Origin of the sequence: Brockia lithotrophica (assembly GCF_003633725.1) — a bacterium.
Taxonomy (GTDB): domain Bacteria; phylum Bacillota; class Bacilli; order Thermicanales; family DSM-22653; genus Brockia; species Brockia lithotrophica.
In genome coordinates this window covers 165,841-192,306 of sequence record NZ_RBIJ01000002.1, presented here as the reverse complement: position 1 = coordinate 192,306, position 26,466 = coordinate 165,841, and the positions used below count along the sequence as shown (strand labels likewise).

Sequence of the window (26,466 nt, the reverse complement as noted above, 5' to 3'; positions counted from 1 at the left end):
TCGTGGGAGGGATCGGCATGCGTATTGTCCGCCGAGGAGTAGCCGCGTTTGCCTTGTCTGCTTCGTTGCTCCTTCCTGTGATCCCTGCGTTTGCGCAGGGGAACGCGTTGGGTGACCTTTTGACCGCCGTTGGGCAACTCGTGGGTTCCACGGAAATCAACGCACAGGCGAAAGCGGGAATCCAAACCTCCGACGGCGTACGTGTGACGGCGGTTGCGGCGACGAAGGAAACTGCCGGGGGTCTGACGGGTGTAGTAAGTTCGCTTCTCGGCGGCAGCACGGAAGCCGGAGCATGCGTGACGTACGGAGAGTACTACGCCTCTTCCCGGGTGAAGGCGGACAACGGCCTTGCGTCGACGACGCGGGCGCTCGGGGCACTTCTTGCGGGGCTCGGAAGCTCTCTAAGCGGGAAGTAAGGTACCCCGAATTCCGCATGGAAAAGGGGGGATAGGGTTGTCCTTTTTCCGACGCCCGCGCGCGCGTCTCCTCCTCGCAGGGGTCGGAGTGTCCCTCGTTCTGTACGGCGTAGGGAAACCCCACGCATACGCTTCGAACTCCCTCGACGACCTCGTCGCCGAATTGCGCGGCCTTCTATCGCCAAACGCGGCAACACAGGTGAACGTCGACCTTACGACCACTACATCCGGGATCGGAAAGACGGAACAACGCGCGACGACGACGGTCACGTTTGTTTCTTTTCCACCGCTTCCTACTCTCCCTTCTCTGCCCAACTTGGGACCGGAAACCTTTCAACCTCCGGGTCACCCCATCGGCTATTTGGGCAACGGCGGCGATCAGTTCTTAAACGACACGTGCAAGCTCTGCCCGGGGCAACCACCCGAGCAACCGAAGCCACCCGAGCAGCCGAAGCCACCCGAGCAACCGAAGCCACCCGAGCAACCGGCCCCTGAGCAACCGAAGCCACCCGAGCAACCGAAGCCACCCGAGCAGCCGAAGCCACCCGAGCAACCGAAGCCACCCGAGCAGCCGAAGCCACCCGAGCAGCCGAAGCCGCCCGAGCAGCCGTCTCCTGAGCAACCGCTTGAGCAGCCGCCGGCACCGCCTGCGCCTGCGGAACCTACCCTGCAGCCCGTTACGGAAGAGCCTCCGCCGCGGCAAGGGCAGGAAGTGCGTGGGGAATCTCCCGTACTTCCACGTACCGGGGAAGTGCCAGGTTCTCTACCCCTTATCGGAGGCGCCAGTGCGCTCCTTGGGTTGGGAACCTTCTTTCTCTGGCGTAGCCGGCGCGAGGAAGACTAGTTTGCGGGAGTACCTTGGCCTCCCTTCGGGGAGGTCTCTTTTTGTGCTCAGGGGTCGGCGTGTCTCGATCGTTTCCTTGACAAGAAGGCGTGTATTGCAATATCATTACATCTCATGGTCATTGCCCCTCCCTTCCGCCTATGGTATGCTTAAACCGAGTGCGCGAAAGGAGGGGCGTACATGTTTCGCGTTGGCGATCGGGTGGTCTATCCCCTCCATGGAGCCGGAATTGTCGAGGGCATCGAAGAAAAGGAGCTCATGGGGGAACGCAAGGCGTATTACATCGTCTACCTTCCCCTGGGTTCGATGAAGGTCATGTTTCCCGTGGACCGTGTGGAAAGCCTCGGAGTACGGGAAGTCGTCGATCGTTCCAAGGTGGACGTGCTCCCGGAGATTTTGAGCGCCCCGGACGAGGAAGAGTCCTTACAGTGGAGCCACAGGCAACGGAGCTACCAGGAACGGATTCGGACGGGCGACCTGTTCGAGGTGGCCAGCGTGTTTCGGACACTCCATCGAAGGGATAAACGGAGGGGATTGTCCGCAGGAGAACGGAAGATCTACGAGCTTGCCCGGCAAATTCTCGTAAGTGAAGTTGCCTTCGTGCTTTCCGTAGATTTCGAGCAGGCGGGAGCATGGATCGAAGGCTGGGTGTGTCTCGGAGAGTGAGGCGTATACAAACTTGCGGAGACTCCCGATCCGCAAAAGGGGAGGCCGTAGGGTTTTGGGCGCGAGAAAACCGCCCACAATGTGTATCGGGAGGTGATCCTTCACATGCTGATGCGTCGCGCCTTTCAACTCTTCATGGTCCTCTTGGGCGGTGCACTCGGGTATTTCGTGACGACGCTTTTTCAGTTTTGGGAGCCGGTAAACACCGTATATGCCCCCTTCGTCGGTGCGGGGGTAGGCGGGCTTCTTTTTCTCGGGATTTCCTTCCTCTTGGCTTCTCCCTTTGAACGCGGGGTTCTTCGCCTCGAGGAGGCGCTCACCCGCATCCCGGCGGGCGACCTCCTGACCGGGATTGCCGGACTTTTTGTCGGTCTTCTCGTTTCTCTCCTTTTGTACTGGCCCCTCAAAGAAGTTCCCGTGTTGAATCTCTTCGTGCCCATTTTCTTATCCGTCTTTTTGGGGTACCTCGGATTTAAAGTAGGGGCGAGCAAAAAAGACGAACTCTTCGCTTTCTTTCAAGTCGGACGCGCACGCGAACGCGGACGCGAGCGAGAAAAAGATCGGGAAGACCGGGCGGCGCTCGCCGAACGGTCCAAGGCGAGCATAAAGATTTTGGACACAAGCGTGATCATCGACGGCCGCATTGCGGACATTTTAGACACGGGATTTCTTGAGGGCGTGCTCCTCGTTCCCCTCTTTGTTCTCGAGGAACTTCAGCACATCGCCGATTCCGCCGACGTCCTTAAGCGAAATCGCGGACGTAGAGGGTTAGATATTCTCGCGCGCATGCAAAAGGCCAAGAAGGCACCGCTCCTCATTTACGAAGGCGAGGCGGGGGACGGCCCCGTGGACATGCGTCTCGTAAAGCTGGCCAAGAAACTCGGGGCGTCGATCCTTACTACGGATTTCAACCTAAACAAAGTTTGCGAGCTTCAGGGCATCCCCGTGCTGAACGTAAACGACCTCGCCAACGCCCTCAAACCGATCGTACTTCCGGGCGAGGAGCTTACCGTGCAGATCATTCGCGACGGAAAGGAAGAAGGGCAGGGAGTCGCGTACCTCGAGGACGGGACGATGATCGTCGTGGAAGACGGGAAGGCCCACATGGGGGAGCGAGTTGCCGTCGTCGTCACGAGCGTCCTTCAGACGTCCGCCGGACGGATGGTGTTCGCAAAGCCAAAGCTATACGAAAAGGCCCTGTAGAGAGCGAGATCTCGTACGCGAGGAAGAGCACACGCGGTGGGCTCTTCCTTTTTTGCTCGGGCGACGCACAGGGCAGAGGTGCGCCGCATCCGGGGAACGTCTTGCAAAATTCCGCTACAATGGACGAGAGGGGCGAAATGTCGTTGTCCGCCGCCGATTCGTCAGCTCGTCTTCTCGAAAGGGGCCTCTTTTTTCCATGGGAACAGTGGGTGTGGTACTTGTGGCGGCCGGTGAGGGAAGACGAATGGGGGGGAACGTGCGGAAGCCCTTTCTCCCCCTCGCCGGCATTCCCGTCCTCGTACGTACGGCTCAAGTATTTGCCCGCGTTTCGGAAATCGGAGAAAAGGTGATCGTCGTCCGCCGCGAAGATGTGCCGCGGGTAGGTTCCCTCTTGGCCGCTTACGGAATTCGCGGTTTTCGTATCGTTGCGGGCGGGGAACGCCGGCAAGACAGCGTGTTTTTGGGCGTTCGCGCCTTGTCCGAGGAGGTGCACGGGGTGCTCGTACACGACGGCGTGCGCCCCCTCGTGAGCGAGGCGCTCGTCCGAAGGATGGCGGCGTACGCGCGGGAAGGGCGCATCGTCGTACCGGCCCTTCCCGTGAAGGATACGATCAAGGAAATCTCCGGGCGGCAAGTTTTGCGCACGCCGAAGCGGGAAGGTCTCGTTCGGGTGCAAACTCCCCAGGCATTTCCTAGGGCGGATCTTTTGCGCGCCTTGGAAGAGGCAGAACGTCGGGGTTGGGAAGTCACGGACGAGGCGAGCGTTTTCGAGCTCCTGGGCCATCCCGTGTTTTGGACGGAAGGTGAGGAATACAACCTGAAGCTCACAACACCCGAGGATCTCGCCGTGGCGGAAGCCCTTCTACGAGTTTTGTCTGCATCCGAGGACGCCGAGGGACAGGGTTTCCGTGTTGAGTCGGGCGCTCCACCCGCGCCAAAGGGATACGACGCCGAACCGTGAGGAGGGTTTGCCCTTGTTTCGGGTGGGCATTGGCTACGACGTACACCGCTTTGCCGTAATGCGGCCGCTCGTCTTGGGGGGAGTTTCCATTCCCTACGATCGCGGGCTGGAAGGCCATTCGGATGCCGACGTGCTCCTCCACGCTCTTGCGGACGCCCTGCTTGGCGCACTCGCCTTGGGAGATATAGGCGAACACTTCCCCAATACCGATCCCCGCTTTCGCAACCTCGACAGCGGAGAAATCGTGCGGTACGCCTTCGATCTCGTGCGCGCACGTGGATACCGGGTGGGGAACGCGGATGCCGTGATCGTCGCGGAGGAACCGAAGCTGTCCCCTTATATCCCCGAGATGCGCAAAAGGATCGCCGAACTCCTCGACACTTCGCCGGAGCGCGTGAGCGTAAAGGCGACAACGCCCGAGAGGCTCGGCGCTTTGGGGAAAAAAGAAGGGATTGCCGCTTGGGCCGTCGTCCTCCTCTTCTCCTCAGAGGTTTCGGGTGCGCACGACGAAGGGAGACTGCGGTGACATGCGTGAGGAAATTGACTGGTTTTCGCGCGGTTTCGCGCAGGCAGGTCGCGTGCGAACGCGGTACGTGCTTCGGGAAGGGGCGTCGGTGTTCAGAGGAGAAGAACTCGGGGCGCTCCTCGCTTCTTGGATTTTTGCGCGTTCGCAAGCGGGAAGTTTTGTCGTTCGCGTTTACGATGTCGGCGGCGGGGCGTCGGGTGCCCGCACGTGGGAAGAGCTTCAGTCCCTCGCCCGGGAACTTTCTCTGACGTGGGACGAAGGGCCGGACGTAGGCGGACCCTACGGACCCTACCGCAGCTCGCGTCGACTCGAGGTATACCGCCACTTTGCCGAACGTCTCCTTCGGCTCGGGAAGGCCCGAGCCTATCTGGTAACGTCCGGCCCTTTTCCCGAGGCTTTGCACCCCATATCCGCCGAACGCGTCCTCGATGTCCCCGGCGAACGGAAGGAAGAGGTATGGATCGTGTATCCCTGGGAGGGTGCCGGATTTCCCTCCGGCGGCCCATTCCTTTCCCTTCCGGAAGGCGGGACGGGAGTTGTTCTCGTAGGCGAGCGGGGAGGACCGAGTCTCCCGTTTGCGGAAGTTGTCGACGACGCCTTGATGGACATCACCGCCGCCTTTCCTCCGCGCCCGCAGAAAAAAGAAGAACTTGCCGTTCGAGAAGCTCTGTTTGAGTCCCTCGGGTTTTCTTCTCCCGAATGGCGGGCATTCCCCCCGACGCCCGCATGGGAGGAATTCCGCACGGCACTCAAGAGCAAAGGCGTCGTCATTTCCTCTTCTTCGGAGCCGCCACTAAGGGAGTTTCTCCGGGTATGGCTGCGCTTGGCGGGGGCTGAAGAAGGGCTTGCGTCCGCACAAGACGCCTTCGAGGTCGTTTTCCCCAGGATTTCCCTTTCTTCGGAGGGGGCGCAGCGTCCAGTATGAGCGCAACGGTTCGGGGAAGCGAAAGGCGGGTGAGGGGACCGTGTTCCGACGACTTTGGGAAGATCTCGATGCCTTTCTCACCCACGATCCGGCGGCACGGAGCCGCTGGGAGGTCTTCTTTCTCTACCCCGGGTTTCACGCGATCCTCGCGCACCGCGTGAACCACGCCCTCTGGCGGTTAGGGCTTCGGTTTCTTGCCCGAGCGCTTTCCCAGATCGTGCGTTTCCTGACGGGGATCGAAATCCACCCCGGGGCGAAGATCGGGCGGCGCGTCGTGATCGACCACGGGATGGGCGTGGTCATCGGCGAGACGGCAGAGGTCGGGGACGATTGCGTGCTCTACCAAGGCGTCACCCTGGGGGGAACGGGGAAGGAAAAGGGGAAACGCCATCCGACGTTGGGGAGGGGCGTCCTCGTGGGTGCGGGGGCCAAGGTGTTGGGTGCGATCACGGTAGGGGATTACGCAAAGATCGGAGCCGGCGCCGTGGTACTTCGAGACGTACCACCACATGCGACGGTGGTCGGCGTACCTGGGCGCGCCGTCCGCAGGACCTTCGACCCCGCACGTCCTCCCGTTCACGTGCTCGATCACGGAGATCTTCCCGACCCTTGTTCGGAGGAGCTCGCCCTCCTCGAGGCGAAACTCGCCAACCTCCTGCACGAATTGAAGCGCTTGGACGCGATTTCCGAGGCCCTCGAAATCACCCTCCGCGAACGAAGGAAAAGCTCTTCGCGCGAATCGTAACGTTCCGGGTGCACCTCTGAGAAACGAAGCACTTCGTCCCGGATTTTGATCCCAAAGGGAAGGGCGAGGGAGGCGATCCTTCGCGCCCCAGGGGATCGCTCGAAAAAATGCCCAGAGAAAGTGAGGTTTGCCCATGGCGGAAGTTCCCTCTATCGACATCTTTCTTACAAACACCCTCACGCGGCGAAAGGAACGCTTCGAGCCCCTTCGCCCTCCCGAGGTTCGGATGTACGTGTGCGGTCCGACGGTGTACAACTACGTTCACATCGGGAACGCCCGGGTCGCCGTGGTCTTCGACGTGCTGTACCGCTTCTTGCGCGCCATGGGGTACCGCGTGACGTACGTGCACAACTACACGGACGTCGACGACAAGATTCTGCGGGCCGCGGAAGAGAGCGGCGAACCTCCGGAACGGATAGCCGCGAAGTTCATCCGGGCGTACGAGGAAGACATGGCCGCTTTGGGTGTCCTGCCGGCGACGGTTCGGCCCCGGGCGACGGAGCACATTCACGACATGGTTCGGCTCATTGAACGCCTGATCGCGCGGGGAATGGCGTACGTCGTAGACGGCGACGTGTATTTCCGCGTGCGCGCCTTTCCCGAGTACGGGAAGCTTTCCGGACAGCCTCCCGAGAAACTTCTCGCGGGGGCGCGCGTGGAGGTCGACCCGCGGAAAGAAGACCCCTTGGATTTCGCCCTGTGGAAAAAGGCCAAGCCAGGGGAGCCGACGTGGGACGCCCCTTGGTCTGCGGGCCGGCCGGGATGGCACATCGAGTGCTCGGCGATGTCCATGAAGTATCTCGGGGAGACCTTCGACATCCACGGGGGCGGGGAAGACCTCATCTTTCCCCACCACGAGAACGAGATCGCCCAATCGGAAGGGGCGACGGGGAATCCCTTCGTGCGCGTGTGGATGCACGTGGGCTTCGTGACCGTAGGGGACGAAAAGATGTCGAAGTCCCTGGGGAACGTCGTCTTGGTCCGCGACCTCCTCCGGCAAAGCGAGGGGAGCGCGATCCGCCTCTTCCTCCTCGGTACCCACTACCGAAGCCCCCTCGTCTTTCGGTTTGAGGCGATCGTACAGGCCGAACAGGCCCTCTTCCGCCTGCGCCTGGCTTACGCCGAGGCCGAACGGGCATTGGAGGGAAAGGGGATCGAGGCGAAGGAAGAGGACGTCGCCGGCCTTCTTCGCCCTTTTTGGGAGGCCCTCGCCGACGATCTGAACACGCCAAACGCCCTCAAGGTCCTATACGAGACGGCTCGGAGCGTGTACTCCCTTCTCAAGCTCGAAGACCAAGAAGGCCGGCAAAGGTTGGCGGCGGTTCGCGAAGCCCTCAGGCGTATGGCCGACGTCCTCGGCATCGACCTCAGCCTCTCCGACGTTGAGCTCACCGAGGAGGAGGCCGCCCTTCTCGCCGAACGCGAAAAGGCCCGACAGGCCCGCGACTTCGCCAAGGCCGATTCCTTGCGAGAAGAGCTCGTTCGGCGCGGGCTCATCGTCGAAGACACCCCGACGGGAACGCGAGTTCGCCGACGTCGGTCGTAACCTTTGTTCTCGAACAGGTGCCGGTCGGAGGAGGGAGCGACGTGCTCATCTACGGACGCCATCCGGTACGCGAAGCGCTCCTGCGAGGAGACGTCGTAGAGCGGATATGGCTTCAGGACGACTTGGCGCACCGCACGCGGGAGGACATCGAACGTCTGGCCCGCGCCCGCGGCGTCCCTGTCCTTTACGTCCCGCGGCAAAAGCTCGACGAACTCCTTCGCCGAGAGGCACCCGAGGTTCCGCGGATCCGGCACCAAGGCGTCGCGGCGCGCGTCGTCCTGCGCGAAGGGCCATCTTTCGCCGAACTCGTCGCGTGGGTATCCCGTACGCGGACGGCAAAGGGGCCGGAGACCCCCCTCCTCCTCGCCCTCGACCACTGGGAAGATCCGCAAAACGTCGGCGCCGCCATCCGCACCGCCGTCGCCGTCGGGGCGGGAGCGGTGCTTCTACCCGAACGTCGGAGCGCCGGGGTAACCCCTGCCGTGATCAAAGCTTCCGCCGGGGCGGCGCACATTCTTCCGCCGACGCGCGTTCCTAACCTCGTTCGGGCGTTGCAAACCCTTCAGGAGGCGGGGGCTTGGGTGATCGGTGCGGTGATGGACGGGGGAAAGGACTATCGCCGTGCGGACTATACTCCGCCTACCGTTCTTGTCGTGGGAAGTGAGGGCCGCGGATTGTCCCGCCTCGTCCTGGAGACCTGCGACGAGCGCGTCGAAATTCCTATGCGGGGGGGCGTAGGTTCGCTGAACGCCTCGGTGGCCGCCGCCCTCCTCCTCTACGAAGCCTACAGGCAGAGGTTTCCCCTGTCGTAAGTTGTACCGACGTGCAAACTCCTGGCGGAAGGCCGGACTTTGGGGACGCGGATCGATTTCCACCGCCGATCGCGGAAGCGCGAGGGAAGAAAGAGAAACTTGACGAGTGCTGAGAAAGTTCGGCATAATGGACGTGTGATAACGGGATGGCCAGGGGGGAGCGTTGTGGCGTTTGAGGTCCGCGCACCTTACCCGGGCGACGTTTCGCCTGGGCCCCTTCGGGAGCAAACCCCCAGCCCTTCGCCGGAGGTTTCCGAAGTCCGGAGTTCTTTAGAAGAGCGGAGCGACGAAGAACTCGTGCGCCTCGTGCAGCTCGGCCACAGCGAGGCGCTCGACGTATTGCTCGACCGGTACCGAACGTTCGTCCGCGTAAAGGCGCGATCGTATTTTCTCGTAGGCGCGGATCGGGAGGACATCGTGCAAGAGGGGATGATCGGTTTTTTCAAAGCGATTCGGGATTTCCGCGACGACCGACCCTCGTCTTTCCGCGCCTTTGCCGAGATGTGCGTGACGCGCCAGATGATCACAGCCGTAAAGACGGCGACGCGGCAAAAGCACCTTCCGCTCAACTCCTACGTCTCTTTGGACAAGCCCATCTACGAAGATGAGTTTTCCGAGCGCACCCTCCTCGACGTCTTGGGGGATGAGGCAGAGTCGGATCCCCTAGTTCACCTCGTGCGCGAGGAGGAACGCCGAGAACTCGGGGAAAGGCTTCGGGAAATCCTGAGCGACTTTGAAAAGAACGTCCTCCTCCTCTACCTCGACGGAAATTCGTACCAAGAAATTGCCGAACGCCTCCACCGCCAGGTGAAGGCGGTTGACAACGCCCTTCAGCGCATCAAGCGCAAACTCGAGCGACTTCTCAAAACCAACTCTGAAGCGCGCGAGGAGTGAACCGCCGCGCGACGCGCCCGAAACCGTTGACATCTCCTCCTATCCGTGCTACATTCAACGGGTATGAGGGGGTGGGGTGACGTGCGCGTCGTAGTCACGTTGGAATGCACGCAGTGCAAGCGTCGGAACTACGCGACGACGAAGAACAAGCAGAAGCACCCGGAACGTCTGGAACTCCGGAAGTACTGCAAGTACTGCCGGACGCACACCCTCCACCGGGAAACGAAGTGACCGAGGAGGGAAGTTCGTGGGGGTTGCGGCGAGGATCGGGGCGGCGTACCGGCAGATGCGGACCTTTTTCCGCGAGAGCGTTGCGGAGCTCAAAAAGGTTCGCTGGCCCACGCGGAAGGAACTCGCGACGTACACGTACGTCGTACTCGCCACCGTTGCGATCGTGGCGTTGTTCTTCTACGGGCTGGACGTGCTCCTCGCATTTCTCGTCCGAACCTTCCTCTGGTGAGTCCGGGAGGGGAGGGTATGGACGTGGGCGAAGAGCCGCAATGGTACGTTGTGCACACGTTTTCTGGGTATGAAAACAAGGTCAAGGCGAACCTCGAAAAGCGCGTGCAGTCCATGGGGATGCAGGACCGCATCTTTCGCGTGGTCGTACCTACGGAAGAGGTCGAAGAGGTAAAAAACGGCAAGGTACATAAACACGAACGCCGGATCTTCCCGGGGTACGTCCTCGTGGAGATGATCATGACCGACGAATCGTGGTACGTCGTCCGGAACACACCGGGCGTCACGGGGTTCGTCGGCGCCCAAGGTCCTGGAATGAAGCCGCTCCCCCTTTCCCCGGAGGAGGCAGAGCGCATACTCGCGCGCCTCGGCGTGGAGACCCCGCGAACAGAGGTCTCGTTTCGCGTCGGCGACCGGGTAGAGGTGCGTGAGGGTCCGCTCGAGGGGATGTACGGCGTGGTGGACCACGTGGACGAGGTTCGGAAAAAGGTGCGCGTCCTCGTGGACTTTTTTGGCCGTGAGACTCCCGTAGAGCTCGACTTCCACCAGGTGGAGCGCCACTGAGGCGGCTTCGCTTCCCGGGGCGCTCGTTGGCGCACCGCCTCGCGCCGGAGCTTGCAACGCGGTTTCGGCCGTGGTAAACTCGGGCGACGGACGTGGCTTCCGAAGGCGGAAGGGGGGAGAACGCGTGGCAAAGAAGGTCGTCAAAGTCATCAAACTCCAGATCCCTGGTGGGAAAGCTTCCCCGGCTCCGCCCGTAGGTCCGGCTTTGGGGCAGGCGGGAGTCAACATCATGGCCTTCGTCAAGGAGTTCAACGCCCGAACGGCGGACATGGCTGGCTCGATCGTGCCGGTGGAGATCACCGTGTACGAGGACCGGTCGTTTACCTTTGTGACGAAGACGCCGCCGGCATCCGACCTGCTCAAAAAGGCCGCGGGCGTGGAAAAGGGCTCGGGAGAACCCAACAAGCGGATCGTGGGCAAGATCTCCCGCGAGAAGCTGCGGGAAATCGCCGCCCTCAAGATGAAGGATTTGAACGCGAATTCCCTCGAGGCGGCGATGAGCATGATCGAGGGAACCGCCCGGAGCATGGGCATCGTCGTCGAGGACTAAAGGTTGCGTGGGAGGGGTTTCCCCGCTCGCACCACGGAGGTGGAAGGAATGCCCAAGCGCGGGAAGAACTACTTGGAAGCGCTCAAGCTCGTGGAAAAGGACCGCCGGTACAGTGTGCGGGAGGCCATCGAACTGGTAAAGCGCACGTCGTACGCCTCCTTTGACGCGACGGTAGAGGCGGCGGTGCGCCTTGGCGTGGACGTGCGTAAGGCCGACCAGCAGGTGCGCGGGACGGTCGTCCTTCCCCACGGGACGGGGAAGACGATGCGCGTCCTCGTGTTCGCCAAGGGGGACAAGGCGAAAGAGGCGCAGGAGGCCGGTGCGGATATCGTGGGGGCGGAGGAGCTCGTCTCCCGGATCGAACAGGGCTTCCTCGACTTCGACGTCGCCGTAGCCACCCCGGACATGATGGGTCTCGTCGGCCGCCTCGGGAAGATTCTCGGGCCGCGGGGACTCATGCCGAACCCGAAGACGGGGACGGTGACCCAAGACGTAGCGAAGGCCGTGCGCGAGATCAAGATGGGGCGCGTGGAGTTCCGCACCGACAAGCAGGGCAACGTCCACATCCCCATCGGCAAGGTGTCCTTCCCCACGGAACACCTCGAAGAAAACTTGCGCGCCTTTTTGGACCAGTTGAAGCGGCTCAAGCCCGCCGCCGCGCGAGGCCAGTACATTCGAAACGTCACGTTGAGCGCGACGATGGGTCCTGGGATTCCCGTGGATCTGAGCGAAATCGCCTGAGATGCAAAGAAGGTCAGGCCTTTGACCCGAATAGATTCGGAGGCACCGAAGACGGAAGGTGCCCGCGGCGACGCCGCGGCATAATGGGGAGATCCCGCCTTCCGAGGTGCGCGTCGGAAACCCGGCGTCTGTCGCCTTTTTTCGGTGCCCCGCCACGAGCGGGGTTTTTTCGTGGCGCGGCGGGTCGAAGGGATCTCGCGCAAGCGTGGAAGGGGGTGAACCGGTTGGCCCACTGGGTCGTAAAAGGTGCGGAGCGTCCGGAAAAGGTGGCTCTGGTCGAGGAGATCCGGGAGAAGATCGGCCGCAGCCAAGGGGTGTACCTCGTAGAGTACCGGGGGATCCCCGTGGCCACGTTGTCCGGATTCCGGCGGCGCGTTCGGGAGGCGGGCGGCGAGCTCGTCGTCTACAAGAACACCCTTTTCCGCCTTGCCGCTGCCGCCGCGGGGATTCGAGGTTTGGAGGGGTACCTCACAGGGCCGACGATTTTTGCCTTTGCCTACGGCGATGCTGCGGCGATGGCGAAGCTCCTCTTCGAACTTACCAAGGAGCACGAGGGCTTCCAGGTGAAGGCCGGATGGGTGGAGGGGCGCGTGTACGACCGCGACGGCGTCGACGCGATCGCCAAGCTTCCCCCGCGGGAAGTACTCCTCGCCCAACTCGTCGGTGGGATTCAGGCGCCCATCACGCGGTTCGTCGGAACGCTTCAGAGCCTCACCCATACCCCGCTGCGGAATCTGCGGTATGGTCTCGAGGAAGTCGCCAAGCTCAAGGCGCAGGCTTCGTAGCGTAGGGGCTTTATCCGGTACCCGCTTCGAAGCGCGCGCGTCTTACGCGGACGGAAGGCCGGTCTAGGCCGCGAAAACTCCAAAGGAGGTTGGAACCGTGGACGTCAAGGCGTTCATCGAAGAGATCAAGAAGATGACGGTTGCGGAGCTCAACGAGCTCGTCAAGGCCCTCGAAGAGGAATTTGGCGTGAGCGCCGTAGCTCCTGTTGCGGCGATGCCGGTTGCGGGCGCGGCGGCGGCTGCCCCTGCCGAGGCGAAGGCGGAGGAAAAGACCTCGTTCGACGTGATCCTGAAGAGCGCAGGTCAGGCAAAGATCAACGTGATCAAGGTCGTCCGCGAAATCACGGGCCTCGGGCTTAAGGAGGCCAAGGACCTTGTTGACGGCGCGCCCAAGCCGGTTAAGGAGGGCGTGAGCAAGGAGGAGGCCGAGGCGATCAAGAAGAAGCTCGAAGAAGCGGGCGCCGAAGTCGAACTCAAGTAAATCCAGTGTTCTCGTTGAGGGGCAGGAGAGGGGTTCCTTTCCTGCCCACTCCGTCTTTTCGCGCTTTTTCGGTTCGACCACGTGTGCGGAGGTGGACGCGTGGAGCACTACTTCACCCGCGATCCGGGAGCACCGCATGCCCTGCGCCGTCTGGAGGTCGTGCTTCGGGGGGAAAGGCTGGTCTTTTGGACGGATCGCGGGGTGTTTTCGCCGGAGCGGATCGACCGGGGGACGCGGCTTCTCGCGGAGGTGTTCCAAGCTCCGGACGGCGCCCGGATCCTCGATCTTGGCGCTGGGTACGGGGTTTTGGGCATCGTGGCGGCCCGCGTCGTCCCGCAGGCGGAGGTGTGGATGCTCGAGGTGAACCGTCGTGCCGCTGAGCTTGCGGAGCGCAACGCCCGCGAAAACAGGGTGGAGCGCGTCCACGTCGTCGTCGGCGAGGACCTCGACGTTCTCCCTCCCGACCTCAGGTTTCATACCGTGCTCACGAATCCTCCCATTCGCGCAGGGCAGGCGCTCGTCTTTTCCCTCTACCGGCAAGCCCTCGCGCGCTTGATCCCCGGAGGCGAGCTTTGGACGGTCGTGCGCACGCGCCAGGGTGCCGAGCGGCACCTCGCCTTTCTCGCCGACCTCGCCGGGGAGGCGGAACTCGTCGCCCGCGGCGGCGGATACCGCGTGTTTCGTGCCGCGCGGCGGCGGAATTTTGGGGAGTAGCCCCTTGCGTTGCCGGCGCCTTCTTGATAGAATACACAAATGCCATTGATCAGACGGGCGCATAACCTCCCGGCGTTTGGGCACATACTGAGGGGATAGGTGGGCCCGGTTTTTCTTTTTTGCGTTTGACCACGGGGTGGAGGTGTTGGTCCTTGGCGGGGAAGTGGGTCACCTACGGCCGTAGGACCCGGCGGACGTACTCGCGCCTGCCCGAAGTGCTCGAGCTTCCCAACCTCATCGAGATCCAACGCGCGTCCTACGAGTGGTTCCTTAAGGAGGGCCTTCTTGAGCTGTTCCGGGAAATCTCCCCGATTCAGGACTATACGGGGAACCTCCAGCTCGAGTTCCTCGACTACACGCTCGGGGAGCCGAAGTACTCGGTCGAGGAATGCAAGGATCGCGACCAGACGTACGCCGCGCCTTTGCGCGCCCGCGTGCGCCTCATCAACCTCCAGACGGGGGAAGTCAAGGAGCAGGAGGTCTTCATGGGCGACCTCCCGCTCATGACGGAGACGGGGACGTTTATCATCAACGGGGCGGAACGGGTGATCGTAAGCCAACTCGTGCGCTCGCCCAGCGTCTACTTTTCCGAACAGGTGGACAAAAACGGGAAGCGCGCGTACGGCGCTACCGTGATTCCCAACCGCGGGGCGTGGCTTGAGTTCGAGGGGGACTTTCGGGACGTCCTCTACACGCGCGTAGACCGCACGCGCAAACTCCCGGTGACGATCCTTCTGCGCGCCCTAGGTTTTTCCACCTCGTACGAGATCCTCAACCTCTTCGGGGACGACGTCCTCCTCGCGAACACCTTAGATAAGGACAACGTGGACAGCGCCGAGCGCGCGCTCGTGGAAATTTACGAGCGCTTGCGGCCGGGAGAGCCGCCCACCGCGGAAAACGCGCGTGCCCTCCTCCTGAGCCGCTTCTTCGATCCGCGGCGCTACGACCTCGCTCCCGTCGGCCGATACAAGATCAACAAGAAGCTCTCCTTAAAGAACCGCCTTTTGGGACTCCGCCTCGCAGAGAACCTCGTGGATCCGGAAACCGGCGAGCTCCTGGCCGAGGAAGGCCGAACGGTTGACCGCCGACTTCTCGACCGGCTGATTCCCTACTTCGACCGAGGCTTGGGCGAGAAGGTGTACCGCCTGAGCGCACCTCTGGGAGAAGAGCGGGAAGTGCGCGTTCAGGAGGTGCTCGTCTACTCCCGCACGCAGGAAGGGAAGGTCGTCAAGGTCATCGGGAACGGGAGAATCCCCGAGGACGTCCGCGTGCTCACGCTGGCGGACATCGTGGCGACCGTGAACTACCTGATCGGATTGTACCACGGAATCGGGTCGACGGACGACATCGACCACCTGGGGAACCGGCGCGTGCGCGCCGTGGGCGAACTCCTGCAGGGGCAGTTTCGCGTGGGTCTCGCGCGCATGGAGCGCGTGATCCGCGAGCGCATGAGCATTCAGGACAACGAGGGAGCCACGCCGGCGAGCTTGATCAACATCCGGCCTGTCATCGCCGCGATCAAGGAGTTCTTCGGCTCGAGCCAACTTTCCCAGTTCATGGACCAGACGAACCCCTTGGCGGAACTTACGAACAAGCGTCGCCTGTCCGCCCTCGGGCCCGGGGGGCTTACGCGGGAACGGGCGGGCTTCGAGGTGCGCGACGTCCATCCTTCGCACTACGGACGGATGTGTCCCATTGAAACGCCGGAAGGACCTAACATCGGGCTCATCAACACCCTCGCCACGTACGCGCGGATCAACAAGTACGGGTTCCTCGAAACTCCGTACCGCCGCGTCGATCCGGAGACGCGGCGCGTGACGGACGAGATCGTCTACCTCACGGCGGACGAAGAGGAGCTCTACACGATCGCCCAGGCCAACGCTCCTGTAGAGGAGGACGGACGACTCAAGGACACGCTCATCGCGGCGCGGCGTGCAGGCGAAATCGTCACCGTGCCTCCGGATCAGATCGACTTCATCGACGTCTCGCCAAAGCAGCTCGTCTCCGTCTCTACGGCGTGCATCCCCTTCCTCGAGAACGACGACGCCAACCGCGCCCTCATGGGCGCGAACATGCAGCGCCAAGCGGTGCCGCTCCTCGTGCCGGAGGCGCCGCGCATCGCCACGGGGATCGAGCACCGGGTTGCGCTGGACTCCGGCGTACTCGTTGTCGCGCGTCACGACGGGGTCGTGGAGAAGGTCACGGCGCGGGAGATCCACGTCCGGCGGATCGAGGTTCGCGACGGCCAAGAGGTTCTCGGCGACGTGGACGTTTACCGCCTCGTGAAGTTCCGGCGTTCCAACCAGGGGACGACATTGAACCAACGTCCCATCGTCCGCAAGGGCGACCGTGTGAAGAAGGGGGACATCCTCGCCGACGGTCCGTCCACGGAGCAGGGAGAACTCGCGCTCGGACGCAACGTACTCGTCGCGTTCCTCCCTTGGGAAGGGTACAACTACGAAGACGCGATCCTCTTGAGCGAACGGCTCGTGAAGGAGGACATCTTTACCTCCATCCACATCGAAGAGTACGAGATCGAGGCGCGGGAGACGAAGCTCGGCCCCGAGGAGATCACCCGCGACATCCCCAACGTCGGAGAAGACGCCCTGCGCAACCTGGACGAACGGGGCATCGTCCGCATCGGGGCGGAGGTAAAGGACGGCGACATCTTGGTCGGAAAGGTCACGCCCAAGGGGATGACGGAGCTCACCGCCGAAGAGCGGCTCCTGCACGCGATCTTTGGGGAAAAGGCGCGCGAGGTTCGCGACACGTCCCTCCGCGTCCCCCACGGGGGTGCGGGAATCGTCGTCGACGTGAAGGTCTTCCGCCGCGAGGACGGCGACGAGCTTCCGCCCGGGGTAAACATGGCCGTGCGCGTGTACGTCGCCCAAAAGCGCAAGATTTCCGTTGGCGACAAGATGGCGGGTCGTCACGGGAATAAGGGCGTCGTATCCCGCATCCTTCCCGTAGAGGATATGCCCTTTCTGCCCGACGGGACGCCCGTAGACATCGTCCTCAATCCCCTGGGCGTTCCTTCGCGGATGAACATCGGCCAGATCCTCGAGACGCACCTCGGTTGGGCGGCGGAAAAACTCGGGATCTGGGTGGCCACGCCCGTCTTCGACGGGGCGAATGAGTACGACATCTGGGAGACGTTGCGCGAGGCCGGGCTGCCGGAGGACGGCAAGACCGTGCTCTACGACGGGCGTACGGGAGAGCCCTTCGACAACCGGGTGACCGTGGGCGTGATCTACATGCTCAAGCTCATCCACCTCGTCGACGATAAGATTCACGCCCGCTCTACGGGCCCGTACTCCCTCGTCACGCAGCAACCCCTCGGCGGAAAGGCGCAATTCGGCGGCCAACGGTTCGGGGAGATGGAGGTGTGGGCCCTCGAAGCCTACGGCGCGGCGCATACGCTCCAAGAGCTCCTCACGGTGAAGTCCGACGACGTCGTGGGTCGCGTCAAGACGTACGAGGCGATCGTAAAGGGCGAAAACATTCCCGAGCCTACGGTTCCCGAGTCGTTTAAGGTGCTCGTCAAGGAACTTCAGAGCCTGGCTCTCGACGTGCGGATCCTCGACCACGAGGGGAAAGAAATCGTCCTGCGCGAGGATCTCCTGGACGAGGAGACGCGCTACGAAAAGGCCCTCTTCTTCCCGCTTACGGTGACGCCGGAATCCGGGCACGAGTGAGGAGGAGGAATGTCGGTGGACGTCAACCGCATTGCGGCGATCCAAATCGGCCTGGCGTCGCCCGAGACGATTCGCTCTTGGTCGTACGGCGAGGTGAAGAAGCCGGAAACGATCAACTACCGCACCTTGCGGCCGGAGCGCGACGGGCTCTTCTGCGAGCGGATCTTCGGGCCCACCCGGGACTACGAGTGCGCCTGCGGCAAGTATAAGCGTTCGCGCTACAAGGGGATTGTATGCGACCGTTGCGGCGTCGAGGTAACGACGTCCCGCGTCCGGCGGGAGCGCATGGGCCACATCGAGCTTGCGGCCCCGGTGGCGCACATCTGGTTTCTCAAGGGAATCCCAAGCCGCATGGCCCTGATCTTGGACATGTCTCCGCGGGCGCTCGAGGAAGTCGTCTACTTCGCCTCGTACGTCGTCCTCGACCCCGGCCTCACTCCCCTGGAAAAGAAGCAGGTGCTCTCCGAGCGCGAGTACCGCAACTACCGGGACAAGTTCGGCGACGCCTTTGTCGTGGGAATCGGCGCCGAGGCCATCCGCTCGCTTCTTGAGGAGATCGACCTCGAGGCGGAAGCGGCGAACCTGCGCGAAGAGCTCCAACGGGCGCAGGGCCAGCGACGCGAGAGGATCATCCGCCGCCTGGAGGTCGTCGAGGCGTTCCGCCAGTCGGGGAACCGTCCCGAGTGGATGATCCTCGAAGTGCTCCCCGTACTTCCGCCGGAACTTCGGCCCATGGTACAGCTCGACGGCGGCCGCTTTGCGACGAGTGACCTCAACGACCTCTACCGACGGGTGATCAACCGGAACAACCGCCTCAAGCGGCTCCTCGAACTCGGCGCCCCGGACATCATCGTGCAAAACGAAAAGCGCATGCTCCAAGAGGCCGTCGACGCCCTCATCGACAATGGGCGTCGCGGTCGCCCGGTGACAGGTCCGGGGAACCGGCCGCTTAAGTCCCTCTCCCACATGCTCAAGGGGAAGCAGGGGCGTTTCCGCCAGAACCTCCTCGGGAAGCGCGTCGACTACTCCGGGCGTTCGGTCATCGTGGTCGGTCCCAAGCTCAAGATGACCCAGTGCGGTTTGCCCAAGGAAATGGCCCTTGAGCTCTTCAAACCCTTTGTGATGCGCGAACTCGTCCGCCGCGGTCTGGCGAACAACATCAAAAACGCCAAGCGGCGCGTGGAACGGGCCCGTCCGGAAGTGTGGGACGCCCTCGAGGCGGTGATCAAAGAACACCCCGTACTCTTGAACCGCGCCCCTACCCTCCACCGCCTCGGAATTCAGGCCTTCGAGCCCGTGCTCGTGGAAGGTCGGGCGATCCAACTTCACCCCCTCGTGTGTACGGCGTACAACGCGGACTTCGACGGCGACCAGATGGCCGTCCACGTCCCTCTGTCCATGGAGGCGCAGGCCGAGGCGCGGGTGCTCATGCTCGCCGCACAAAACATCCTGAGCCCGAAGGACGGCCGCCCCATCGTCACGCCGACGCAGGACATGGTCCTCGGAAACTACTACCTCACCTTGGAGAAGGAAGGGGCCAAGGGCGAAGGACGCGTCTTCGCCTCCGTCGCCGAGGCGCTCCTCGCCCACGAGAAAGGGGAAGTGGAACTCCACGCCCGCATCGTTCTTCCCGTGCGTGCGGTGGGGAAGACGTCCTTCCCCGAGCACGTCCAAGGCGGCTATCTCGTGACGACGGTGGGGAAGCTCCTCTTCAACGAGGTCTTCCCGCCGGACTTCCCCTACATCAACGGCGGCCTCAAGGGTTCTCTGGAGAGCAGCTTCCCCGAGACGCACATCGTGCTCGGGAAGGGCACGGATTTCCGCGCCTACGTCGCCTCGCTTCCCGTCCTCGAGGCCGTGAAGAAGAGTGACCTTGGGAAGATCATCGCCCGCGTCTACGAGCGCTACGGGACCACCGTGACGTCGGAAATCCTCGACAAGGTGAAGGACCTCGGCTTTCGCTACGCCACGAAGTCGGGAACGACGCTCGCTGCGGTGGACATCGTGGTTCCGCCGGAAAAGAAGGAGATCCTCCGGCGGGCGGAAGAGGAGGTCGCCCGCGTGACCGCGCAGTACCGCCGCGGTCTCATCACGGACGACGAGCGGTACAACCGCGTGATTCAAATTTGGTCGCGGGCGAAGGACGAGATCCAAGAAAAGCTCATGCAGAGCCTCGATAAGTTCAACCCGATCAACCTCATGGCCACCTCCGGTGCCCGCGGCAATGTGTCGAACTTTACCCAGCTCGGCGGAATGCGCGGCCTTATGGCCAACCCCGCAGGGCAAATCATCGAGTACCCCATTCGCGCGAGCTTCCGCGAGGGGCTCACGGTGCTCGAGTACTTCATCTCCACCCACGGTGCCCGAAAGGGGCTTGCGGACACGGCCCTGCGGACGGCGGACTCGGGGTACCTCACCCGGCGCCTCGTGGACGTCGCCCAAGACGTGATCGTCCGGGAAGAGGACTGCGGGACGGACGAGGGGATCGTCGTCCGCCTTGGGGCGCCCGGGAGCGAAGACCGTGCCGCCTTTCTCGAGCGCATTGCCGGCCGGACTTCCCTCCGCACGATTCGCCACCCGCAGACCGGCGAAGTGCTCGTTCGGAAGAACGAGATGATCACGGAAGCGATCGGGGAAAGGCTCCTCGAGGCCGGCGTGCACGAGGTGGAAATTCGGAGCGTGCTCACCTGCCGCACGTCGCACGGCGTTTGCCGCCTCTGCTACGGTCGGGACAACGCCACGGGCCGGATGGTGGAAATCGGGGAATCCGTGGGGATCATCGCCGCGCAGTCCATCGGGGAACCGGGGACGCAGCTTACGATGCGCACGTTCCACACGGGCGGCGTCGCCGGCGAAGACATCACCCAAGGTCTTCCCCGCGTGCAGGAACTCTTCGAGGCGCGCAACCCCAAGGGGCAGGCGACGATTGCGGAAATCGACGGCGTCGTCGTGGACATCCGCGACGGCCGCGACCGAAGGGAAATCGAAGTCAAGGGAGAAAACGAGATCCGTACGTACGGCGTTTCCTACGGCGCCCGCCTCCTCGTCTCCGTGGGGGATCGCGTGGAAAAGGGGCAGCCCCTCACGGAAGGGAACATCGACCCCAAGGAACTTCTCAAGGTCAAGGGCATCCGGGCGGCCGAGGAATACATCTTGCGCGAGGTGCAGAAGGTCTACCGGATGCAGGGTGTGGAAATCAGCGACAAGCACATCGAAATCATGATCCGCCAGATGCTCCGCAAGGTGCGGGTGCTGCACGCGGGAGATACGCCGCTCCTCTTGGGAACCCTCGTGGACGTCGACGAGTTCGAGCGGGCCAACCTCGAGGCGTTCCGCCAGGGGAAACGCCCAGCCGTGGGGCGGGCGGTCCTCATGGGGATCACCAAGGCCTCTCTCGAAACGGAGTCGTTCCTCTCCGCCGCCTCCTTCCAGGAGACGACGCGCGTGCTCACGGATGCCGCCATCCGCGGCAAGCGCGACGAACTCCTGGGCCTCAAAGAAAACGTGATCATCGGCAAGCTCATACCCGCCGGAACGGGAGTCGCGCGCTACCGCCTCGCCCAGGTGGAACCCCGAGCCGCCGTAGGCGGAGAATTGACAAGCGGCGAAGGGAATGTGTAATATATCTACCGTGCCATGGGCCAGGGAGGAAGTGCGGATGGCGTACGACGAACTCCGCAGGGCGTCGCGCCGCATCGTCGGGGCAAAGGCCGTACGCCGCGCCTTGGAAGCCGGCGGGGTGCGACTCGTCGTCGTCGCCCGCGACGCGGAAGAACACGTCATCGCACCGATCGTCGCGCTTGCCCGGCGCACGGGGGTTCCCATAGAACTCGTCGATTCCATGGTAGAGTTGGGGCGGGCTTCGGGGATCGATGTCGGAGCAAGCGTCGTCGCCCTTCCGCGGGAAGAGGAGTGAAGGGCGCGGCATGCGGACTGCCCTGGGCGAGTCTCGGAAGCCGCGCCGACCGCAGGGTCGCCCGGGGACGCGAAGGCGGCCGAAGATTCGGCCGCCCTTTCGTGCGCACGGAAGCCGAGGAAATTTCGAGGGGGTGAACAAATGCCGACGATTCAGCAACTCATCCGCAAGGGTCGGGAAAAGTTCCAGGAGAAGTCCAAGGCGCCGGCGCTTCTCTACCACTACAACAGCTTGAAAAAGGAACGCCGCGTGCTTCCCGCGCCGCAAAAACGGGGCGTGTGCATTCGCGTAGGTACGATGACGCCCAGGAAACCCAACTCCGCCTTGCGGAAGTACGCCCGCGTTCGTCTGACGAACGGCATCGAGGTTACGGCGTACATCCCGGGGATCGGACACAACCTTCAGGAACACAGCGTCGTTCTCGTGCGCGGGGGTCGCGTGAAGGACCTCCCGGGCGTGCGCTACAAGGTGATCCGCGGCGCGTTGGATGCCGCGGGTGTGGCGAACCGGAAGCAGGGGCGTTCGAAGTACGGCGCTAAGCGGCCCAAGGAAGCCAAGGCCAAGAAGTAAAGAGACGGGAACCGCCGGGTACCGTCAAAAGAAAGGAGGGGGCTTATGCCGCGGAGAGGGCCCGTTCCCAAACGCGAAATCGCCCCGGATCCCGTATACCAAAACGTTTACGTTCACAAGCTCATCAACCGCGTGATGCTCGACGGGAAGAAGAGCTTGGCCATGCGCATCGTCTATGGCGCGTTTGACCGCATTCGCGAGCGCACGGGGAAGAACCCTGTCGAGGTATTCGAGGCGGCGCTCAAAAACGTGATGCCCGTGCTCGAGGTGCGCCCGCGGCGCGTCGGCGGCGCGAACTACCTCGTTCCCGTGGAGGTAAACCCACACCGCCGCGTGAGCCTGGGGATCCGTTGGATCGTCCTCGCCGCACGTGAGCGGGAAGGACGTTCCATGATCGACAAGCTTGCCGCGGAAATTCTCGACGCCGCGCAAGGTACGGGCGGAGCGGTAAAGAAGCGCGAGGAAATGCACCGCATGGCCGAAGCCAACCGCGCCTTTGCCCACTACCGCTGGTGAGCGCCGCCCGGCACAAGGACGGGCTTCGGGCTGCCGAAGCGTCTGGAGGAGAGTGAGGATGTCCCGACACGTGCCGATCGAACGCCTGCGCAACATCGGGATCATGGCGCACATCGACGCCGGAAAGACGACGACGACGGAACGCATTCTCTTTTACGCTGGAAAGATCCACAAGATCGGCGAGGTGCACGAAGGTGCCGCGACCATGGACTGGATGCCGCAGGAACAAGAGCGAGGGATCACGATCACCTCGGCGGCGACCACCGTCTTTTGGCGCGAGCACCAGATCAACATCATCGACACGCCAGGGCACGTAGACTTCACGGTCGAGGTAGAGCGCTCGCTTCGCGTGCTCGACGGGGCGATTGCGATCTTCAGCGCCAAGGAAGGGGTAGAGCCGCAGTCGGAAACCGTCTGGCGGCAGGCGGATAAGTACCACGTGCCGCGGCTCGCCTACGTGAACAAGATGGACATCGTCGGCGCGGACTTCTTCGCCGTCGTCGAGGAAATCAAGAAGCGGCTGGGCGCTCACCCCGTACCGATTCAGGTGCCGATCGGCACGGAGTCGGAGTTTCGCGGGCTCATCGACCTCGTGACCATGCAGGCGTACTACTACCTCGACGACCTCGGCACGCGTACGGCGGCGCAGCCGATTCCCGAGGAGTACCGCGAGGTGGCCGAACGTTGGCGTACGCACCTCCTCGAGGCGGTGGCGGAACTCGACGACGCCCTCATGGAGAAGTACCTCGAGGGCGAGGAGATCACACCCGAAGAGATCCGCCGTGCGCTTCGCCGCGGGACGCTCGATTTTAAGATCGTCCCCGTGTTGGCGGGCTCGAGCTACCGCAACAAGGGCGTACAGTTCCTCATGGACGCCGTCGTCGACTACCTCCCCTCGCCGGTGGACATTCCTCCGGTAAAGGGCACCGATCCGGAAACGGGAGAACCCATCGAACGGCGCGCTTCGGACGATGAACCTCTGGCGGCCCTCGCCTTTAAGATCATGAGCGATCCGTACATCGGACGCCTCACCTACCTCCGGATCTACTCTGGAGTTCTGCGAAGCGGGATCTACCTCCTTAACCCGCGCAAAGGGCACCGGGAGCGCATCGGTCGAATCCTCCGGATGCACGCCAACCACCGCGAGGAGATCGACGAAGTCCCGGCGGGGGAAATCGTGGCCGTCGTCGGCCTCAAGGACACGATGACGGGGGATACGTTGTGCGACGAGAAGGCGCCCATCGTCCTCGAGGCGATGACCTTCCCCGAACCGGTCATCAGCGTAGCCATCGAACCTAAGTCCAAGGCGGACCAAGACAAACTCGCCCTTGCCCTGCAGCGCCTCGCGGAGGAAGACCCGACGTTCCGCACGTGGACGGACCAGGAAACGGGTCAGACGATCATCGCGGGGATGGGCGAGCTCCACTTGGACGTCCTCGTCGACCGCATGCGGCGCGAGTTCAAAGTCGAGGCCAACGTGGGGGCGCCGCAGGTCGCCTACCGGGAAACGTTCACCGTTCCGGTCAAGGTGGAAGGCAAGTACATCCGCCAGACGGGCGGCCGCGGGCAGTACGGTCACGTCTGGATCGAGTTCATCCCCTTGGGGCGAGGCGAGGGGTTCGTCTTCGAAAACCGCATCGTCGGCGGCGTCATTCCCAAGGAATACATCCCCGCTGTGGAGGCTGGCCTGCGGGAGGCGCTGCAAAACGGCGTGCTCGCCGGTTACCCCCTCACGGACCTGAAGGCCGTCCTCTTCGACGGGAGTTACCACGAGGTCGACTCCTCGGAGATGGCCTTCAAGATCGCCGCATCCCTCGCCCTCAAGGAGGCCGCCAAGCAGGCGCGCCCCGTACTCCTCGAGCCGATTATGAAGCTTGAGGTGAGCGTTCCCGAAGATTACCTGGGGGACGTGATCGGCGACCTCAACGCGCGCCGCGGGCGCGTGGAGGGAATGGAGCGGCGGGGCAACGTGCAGGTAATCCGTGCGTACGTCCCGCTCGCGGAGATGTTTGGCTACGCCACCGACCTCCGGTCGCGCACTCAGGGGCGCGGAACGTACATCATGCAGTTTTCGCACTACGAGGAGGTCCCCGCGGGCATCGCCAAAGCGGTGATCGAGCGCAGCAAAGGCGCTTGACCCCATACAAGATGTTCCTTTTCTCGTTTGCCCCTTCCACAACTACGCACTCGCGTTCCGCGAGTCCGTCAAAGGAGGAAGCAGAATGGCGAAGCAGAAGTTCGAGCGGACGAAGCCGCACGTGAACATCGGTACGATCGGTCACGTGGACCACGGGAAGACGACGCTTACCGCGGCGATCACCAAGGTGCTCGCCTTGCGGGGCCTCGCTCAGGAGAAGTCCTACGACCAGATCGACAACGCTCCGGAAGAAAAGCAACGGGGAATTACGATCAACATCTCCCACGTGGAGTACGAGACGGACAAGCGGCACTACGCCCACATCGACGCTCCCGGCCACGCGGACTACGTGAAGAACATGATCACGGGTGCGGCGCAGATGGACGGCGCGATCCTCGTCGTCTCCGGCGCGGACGGTCCCATGCCCCAGACTCGGGAGCACATTCTCCTCGCCCGTCAGGTCGGCGTGCCGTACATCGTCGTGTTCATCAACAAGGTGGACATGGTCGACGACCCCGAGCTCCTCGACCTCGTAGAGATGGAGGTTCGCGACCTTTTGAGCCACTACGGCTACCCCGGGGACGAGGTCCCCGTGATCCGCGGATCCGCGCTCAAGGCGTTGGAGGACCCGCAGGGGGAGTGGGGTCAGAAGATCCTCGAGCTCATGAACGTCGTAGACGAGTACATTCCGACGCCTGAGCGCGACGTCGACAAGCCCTTCCTCATGCCCATCGAGGACGTCTTTACGATCACGGGCCGCGGTACGGTCGTCACGGGCCGCGTCGAACGCGGGCGCCTGAAGCTCGGTGAAGAGGTGGAGATCGTCGGACTCAGGGACGAGGTGCGCAAGACCACGGTCACGGGCATCGAGATGTTCCGGAAGATCCTCGATGAGGCCGTGGCGGGTGACAACATCGGCGTCCTCCTTCGCGGGATCGACCGCCGCGACGTCGAACGCGGAATGGTTCTCGCGAAGCCCGGGACGATCACGCCGCACACGAAGTTTGAAGCGGAAGTGTACGTCCTCACGAAGGAAGAAGGAGGACGCGAAAAGCCGTTCTTCACCGGGTACCGTCCGCAGTTCTACTTCCGTACGACGGACGTCACCGGGACGATTACCCTGCCCGAGGGCGTGGAGATGGTCATGCCCGGCGACAACGTTCGCTTTACGGTAGAACTCATCGCCCCCATCGCCGTCGAAGAAGGGACGCGCTTCGCGATCCGCGAGGGCGGACGTACGATCGGCGCCGGGGTGGTCACGAAGATCCTTCAGTAACTCCTGCCGGCGGGTTCGATGCGCCCGCGGCCATGCGCCGCGGGCGTTTTTCTGCCTTGCCTTTCTTCCCCCCGCGCGATATAATGTAAAACCGTTGGCCGTGACGTTTGTCGGGATGGCGACACGCCCGAAGCCATTGTCATACGAGCGCTCGAGTTGCCGCCTCAGATGCGGGTTTTGGGCAGGAAGGAGGAGTTCAGCGTGGCCAAGCAGCGGATCCGCATTCGCCTGCGGGCGTTCGACTTTCGCGTACTCGACCAATCCGCAGCGAAGATCGTGGAGACGGCCCGGCGTACGGGGGCAAAGGTTTCCGGCCCGATCCCCTTGCCCACGGAACGGTCGTTGTACACGGTTATCCGGGCCCCCCACAAGTACAAGGACTCGCGCGAGCAGTTCGAGATGAAGACGCACAAGCGGCTCATCGACATCCACGAACCTACCCCGCAAACGGTCGAAGCGCTCATGCGCCTTGACCTCCCCGCGGGCGTGGACATCGAGATCAAGCTGTAAGGGGGTGAGGGAAG

28 protein-coding genes are annotated in these 26,466 nt (G+C 63.0%); 27 read left to right on the top strand and 1 reads right to left on the bottom strand.

Translation table 11 applies throughout. The features are described from left to right. The first annotated feature begins 17 nt into the window (after positions 1 to 17). Positions 18 to 416 (top strand): hypothetical protein, encoded by a 399-nt coding sequence (locus C7438_RS05000; RefSeq protein WP_121444255.1) that lies wholly within the window; start codon positions 18 to 20, stop codon positions 414 to 416. Between the two features lie 385 nt (positions 417 to 801). Here the strand turns inward: C7438_RS05000 and C7438_RS09140 are convergent, their stop codons facing one another. Continuing rightward, entirely contained in the window at positions 802 to 1,038 is a 237-nt protein-coding gene (locus tag C7438_RS09140; protein WP_170143577.1) for a hypothetical protein, read from the bottom strand. 90 nt (positions 1,039 to 1,128) lie between these two features. Here C7438_RS09140 and C7438_RS09625 point away from each other — a divergent pair, with 90 nt between their 5' ends. The 26 genes from C7438_RS09625 to rpsJ all read left to right on the top strand — a co-directional run bounded on the left by C7438_RS09625 (position 1,129) and on the right by rpsJ (position 26,452). After that, entirely contained in the window at positions 1,129 to 1,260 is a 132-nt protein-coding gene (locus C7438_RS09625; RefSeq protein ID WP_353653310.1) for an LPXTG cell wall anchor domain-containing protein, read from the top strand. Positions 1,261 to 1,440: 180 nt separating this feature from the next. Next, positions 1,441 to 1,926 carry a CarD family transcriptional regulator gene (locus tag C7438_RS04990; RefSeq protein WP_121444253.1) on the top strand — a complete coding sequence of 162 codons (486 nt, stop codon included), beginning with the start codon at positions 1,441 to 1,443 and terminating at the stop codon, positions 1,924 to 1,926. A 108-nt stretch (positions 1,927 to 2,034) separates the two neighbouring features. Next, positions 2,035 to 3,129, top strand: coding sequence for a PIN/TRAM domain-containing protein (locus C7438_RS04985; protein ID WP_121444329.1), 1,095 nt, complete (start codon positions 2,035 to 2,037; stop codon positions 3,127 to 3,129). 244 nt (positions 3,130 to 3,373) lie between these two features. After that, complete coding sequence (ispD, locus tag C7438_RS04980) at positions 3,374 to 4,090, top strand: 2-C-methyl-D-erythritol 4-phosphate cytidylyltransferase (protein ID WP_211322076.1); 717 nt, start codon at positions 3,374 to 3,376, stop codon at positions 4,088 to 4,090. A 13-nt stretch (positions 4,091 to 4,103) separates the two neighbouring features. Continuing rightward, positions 4,104 to 4,616 (top strand): 2-C-methyl-D-erythritol 2,4-cyclodiphosphate synthase, encoded by a 513-nt coding sequence (gene ispF / locus C7438_RS04975; RefSeq protein ID WP_121444251.1) that lies wholly within the window; start codon positions 4,104 to 4,106, stop codon positions 4,614 to 4,616. Between the two features lies 1 nt (position 4,617). Continuing rightward, entirely contained in the window at positions 4,618 to 5,541 is a 924-nt protein-coding gene (locus tag C7438_RS04970) for a glutamate--tRNA ligase family protein (protein ID WP_121444250.1), read from the top strand. A 40-nt stretch (positions 5,542 to 5,581) separates the two neighbouring features. Beyond that, on the top strand, positions 5,582 to 6,286 hold the full coding sequence (gene cysE, locus C7438_RS04965; protein WP_121444249.1) for a serine O-acetyltransferase: 705 nt from the start codon (positions 5,582 to 5,584) through the stop codon (positions 6,284 to 6,286). 133 nt (positions 6,287 to 6,419) lie between these two features. Further along, on the top strand, positions 6,420 to 7,832 hold the full coding sequence (gene cysS / locus C7438_RS04960; protein ID WP_170143575.1) for a cysteine--tRNA ligase: 1,413 nt from the start codon (positions 6,420 to 6,422) through the stop codon (positions 7,830 to 7,832). A 41-nt stretch (positions 7,833 to 7,873) separates the two neighbouring features. Then, a complete protein-coding gene (rlmB, locus tag C7438_RS04955) occupies positions 7,874 to 8,644 on the top strand; it encodes a 23S rRNA (guanosine(2251)-2'-O)-methyltransferase RlmB (protein WP_170143574.1) in 771 nt (256 codons plus the stop codon). Between the two features lie 297 nt (positions 8,645 to 8,941). After that, entirely contained in the window at positions 8,942 to 9,538 is a 597-nt protein-coding gene (gene sigH, locus C7438_RS04950; protein ID WP_245956511.1) for an RNA polymerase sporulation sigma factor SigH, read from the top strand. Positions 9,539 to 9,619: 81 nt separating this feature from the next. After that, a complete protein-coding gene (gene rpmG / locus C7438_RS04945; RefSeq protein WP_170143573.1) occupies positions 9,620 to 9,769 on the top strand; it encodes a 50S ribosomal protein L33 in 150 nt (49 codons plus the stop codon). Positions 9,770 to 9,785: 16 nt separating this feature from the next. Then, positions 9,786 to 9,998 carry a preprotein translocase subunit SecE gene (gene secE / locus C7438_RS04940; protein WP_121444245.1) on the top strand — a complete coding sequence of 71 codons (213 nt, stop codon included), beginning with the start codon at positions 9,786 to 9,788 and terminating at the stop codon, positions 9,996 to 9,998. A 17-nt stretch (positions 9,999 to 10,015) separates the two neighbouring features. After that, entirely contained in the window at positions 10,016 to 10,561 is a 546-nt protein-coding gene (gene nusG / locus C7438_RS04935; protein ID WP_121444244.1) for a transcription termination/antitermination protein NusG, read from the top strand. Positions 10,562 to 10,685: 124 nt separating this feature from the next. Then, positions 10,686 to 11,111: a 50S ribosomal protein L11 gene (gene rplK / locus C7438_RS04930; protein WP_121444243.1), complete on the top strand. Its 426-nt coding sequence runs from the start codon at positions 10,686 to 10,688 to the stop codon at positions 11,109 to 11,111. Between the two features lie 48 nt (positions 11,112 to 11,159). After that, a complete protein-coding gene (gene rplA / locus C7438_RS04925; protein WP_121444242.1) occupies positions 11,160 to 11,852 on the top strand; it encodes a 50S ribosomal protein L1 in 693 nt (230 codons plus the stop codon). Positions 11,853 to 12,076: 224 nt separating this feature from the next. Further along, a complete protein-coding gene (gene rplJ, locus C7438_RS04920; protein WP_211322075.1) occupies positions 12,077 to 12,637 on the top strand; it encodes a 50S ribosomal protein L10 in 561 nt (186 codons plus the stop codon). A gap of 97 nt (positions 12,638 to 12,734) precedes the next feature. Continuing rightward, positions 12,735 to 13,118, top strand: a complete 384-nt coding sequence (gene rplL / locus C7438_RS04915; RefSeq protein ID WP_211322074.1) for a 50S ribosomal protein L7/L12 — start codon at positions 12,735 to 12,737, stop codon at positions 13,116 to 13,118. Positions 13,119 to 13,217: 99 nt separating this feature from the next. Further along, on the top strand, positions 13,218 to 13,832 hold the full coding sequence (locus C7438_RS04910) for a class I SAM-dependent methyltransferase (protein ID WP_170143572.1): 615 nt from the start codon (positions 13,218 to 13,220) through the stop codon (positions 13,830 to 13,832). 152 nt (positions 13,833 to 13,984) lie between these two features. Beyond that, on the top strand, positions 13,985 to 17,527 hold the full coding sequence (rpoB, locus tag C7438_RS04905; RefSeq protein WP_121444239.1) for a DNA-directed RNA polymerase subunit beta: 3,543 nt from the start codon (positions 13,985 to 13,987) through the stop codon (positions 17,525 to 17,527). A gap of 15 nt (positions 17,528 to 17,542) precedes the next feature. After that, positions 17,543 to 21,148, top strand: a complete 3,606-nt coding sequence (gene rpoC / locus C7438_RS04900) for a DNA-directed RNA polymerase subunit beta' (RefSeq protein ID WP_245956497.1) — start codon at positions 17,543 to 17,545, stop codon at positions 21,146 to 21,148. A 37-nt stretch (positions 21,149 to 21,185) separates the two neighbouring features. Continuing rightward, positions 21,186 to 21,443, top strand: coding sequence for a ribosomal L7Ae/L30e/S12e/Gadd45 family protein (locus tag C7438_RS04895; RefSeq protein ID WP_170143571.1), 258 nt, complete (start codon positions 21,186 to 21,188; stop codon positions 21,441 to 21,443). 141 nt (positions 21,444 to 21,584) lie between these two features. Then, positions 21,585 to 22,013: a 30S ribosomal protein S12 gene (gene rpsL / locus C7438_RS04890; protein WP_121444236.1), complete on the top strand. Its 429-nt coding sequence runs from the start codon at positions 21,585 to 21,587 to the stop codon at positions 22,011 to 22,013. 45 nt (positions 22,014 to 22,058) lie between these two features. Further along, positions 22,059 to 22,529, top strand: a complete 471-nt coding sequence (gene rpsG / locus C7438_RS04885; protein WP_121444235.1) for a 30S ribosomal protein S7 — start codon at positions 22,059 to 22,061, stop codon at positions 22,527 to 22,529. 58 nt (positions 22,530 to 22,587) lie between these two features. Beyond that, positions 22,588 to 24,666 carry an elongation factor G gene (gene fusA / locus C7438_RS04880; RefSeq protein WP_121444234.1) on the top strand — a complete coding sequence of 693 codons (2,079 nt, stop codon included), beginning with the start codon at positions 22,588 to 22,590 and terminating at the stop codon, positions 24,664 to 24,666. 85 nt (positions 24,667 to 24,751) lie between these two features. Continuing rightward, a complete protein-coding gene (gene tuf, locus C7438_RS04875; RefSeq protein ID WP_121444233.1) occupies positions 24,752 to 25,942 on the top strand; it encodes an elongation factor Tu in 1,191 nt (396 codons plus the stop codon). A 201-nt stretch (positions 25,943 to 26,143) separates the two neighbouring features. Next, a complete protein-coding gene (rpsJ, locus tag C7438_RS04870; protein WP_121444232.1) occupies positions 26,144 to 26,452 on the top strand; it encodes a 30S ribosomal protein S10 in 309 nt (102 codons plus the stop codon). Positions 26,453 to 26,466 lie beyond the last annotated feature (14 nt).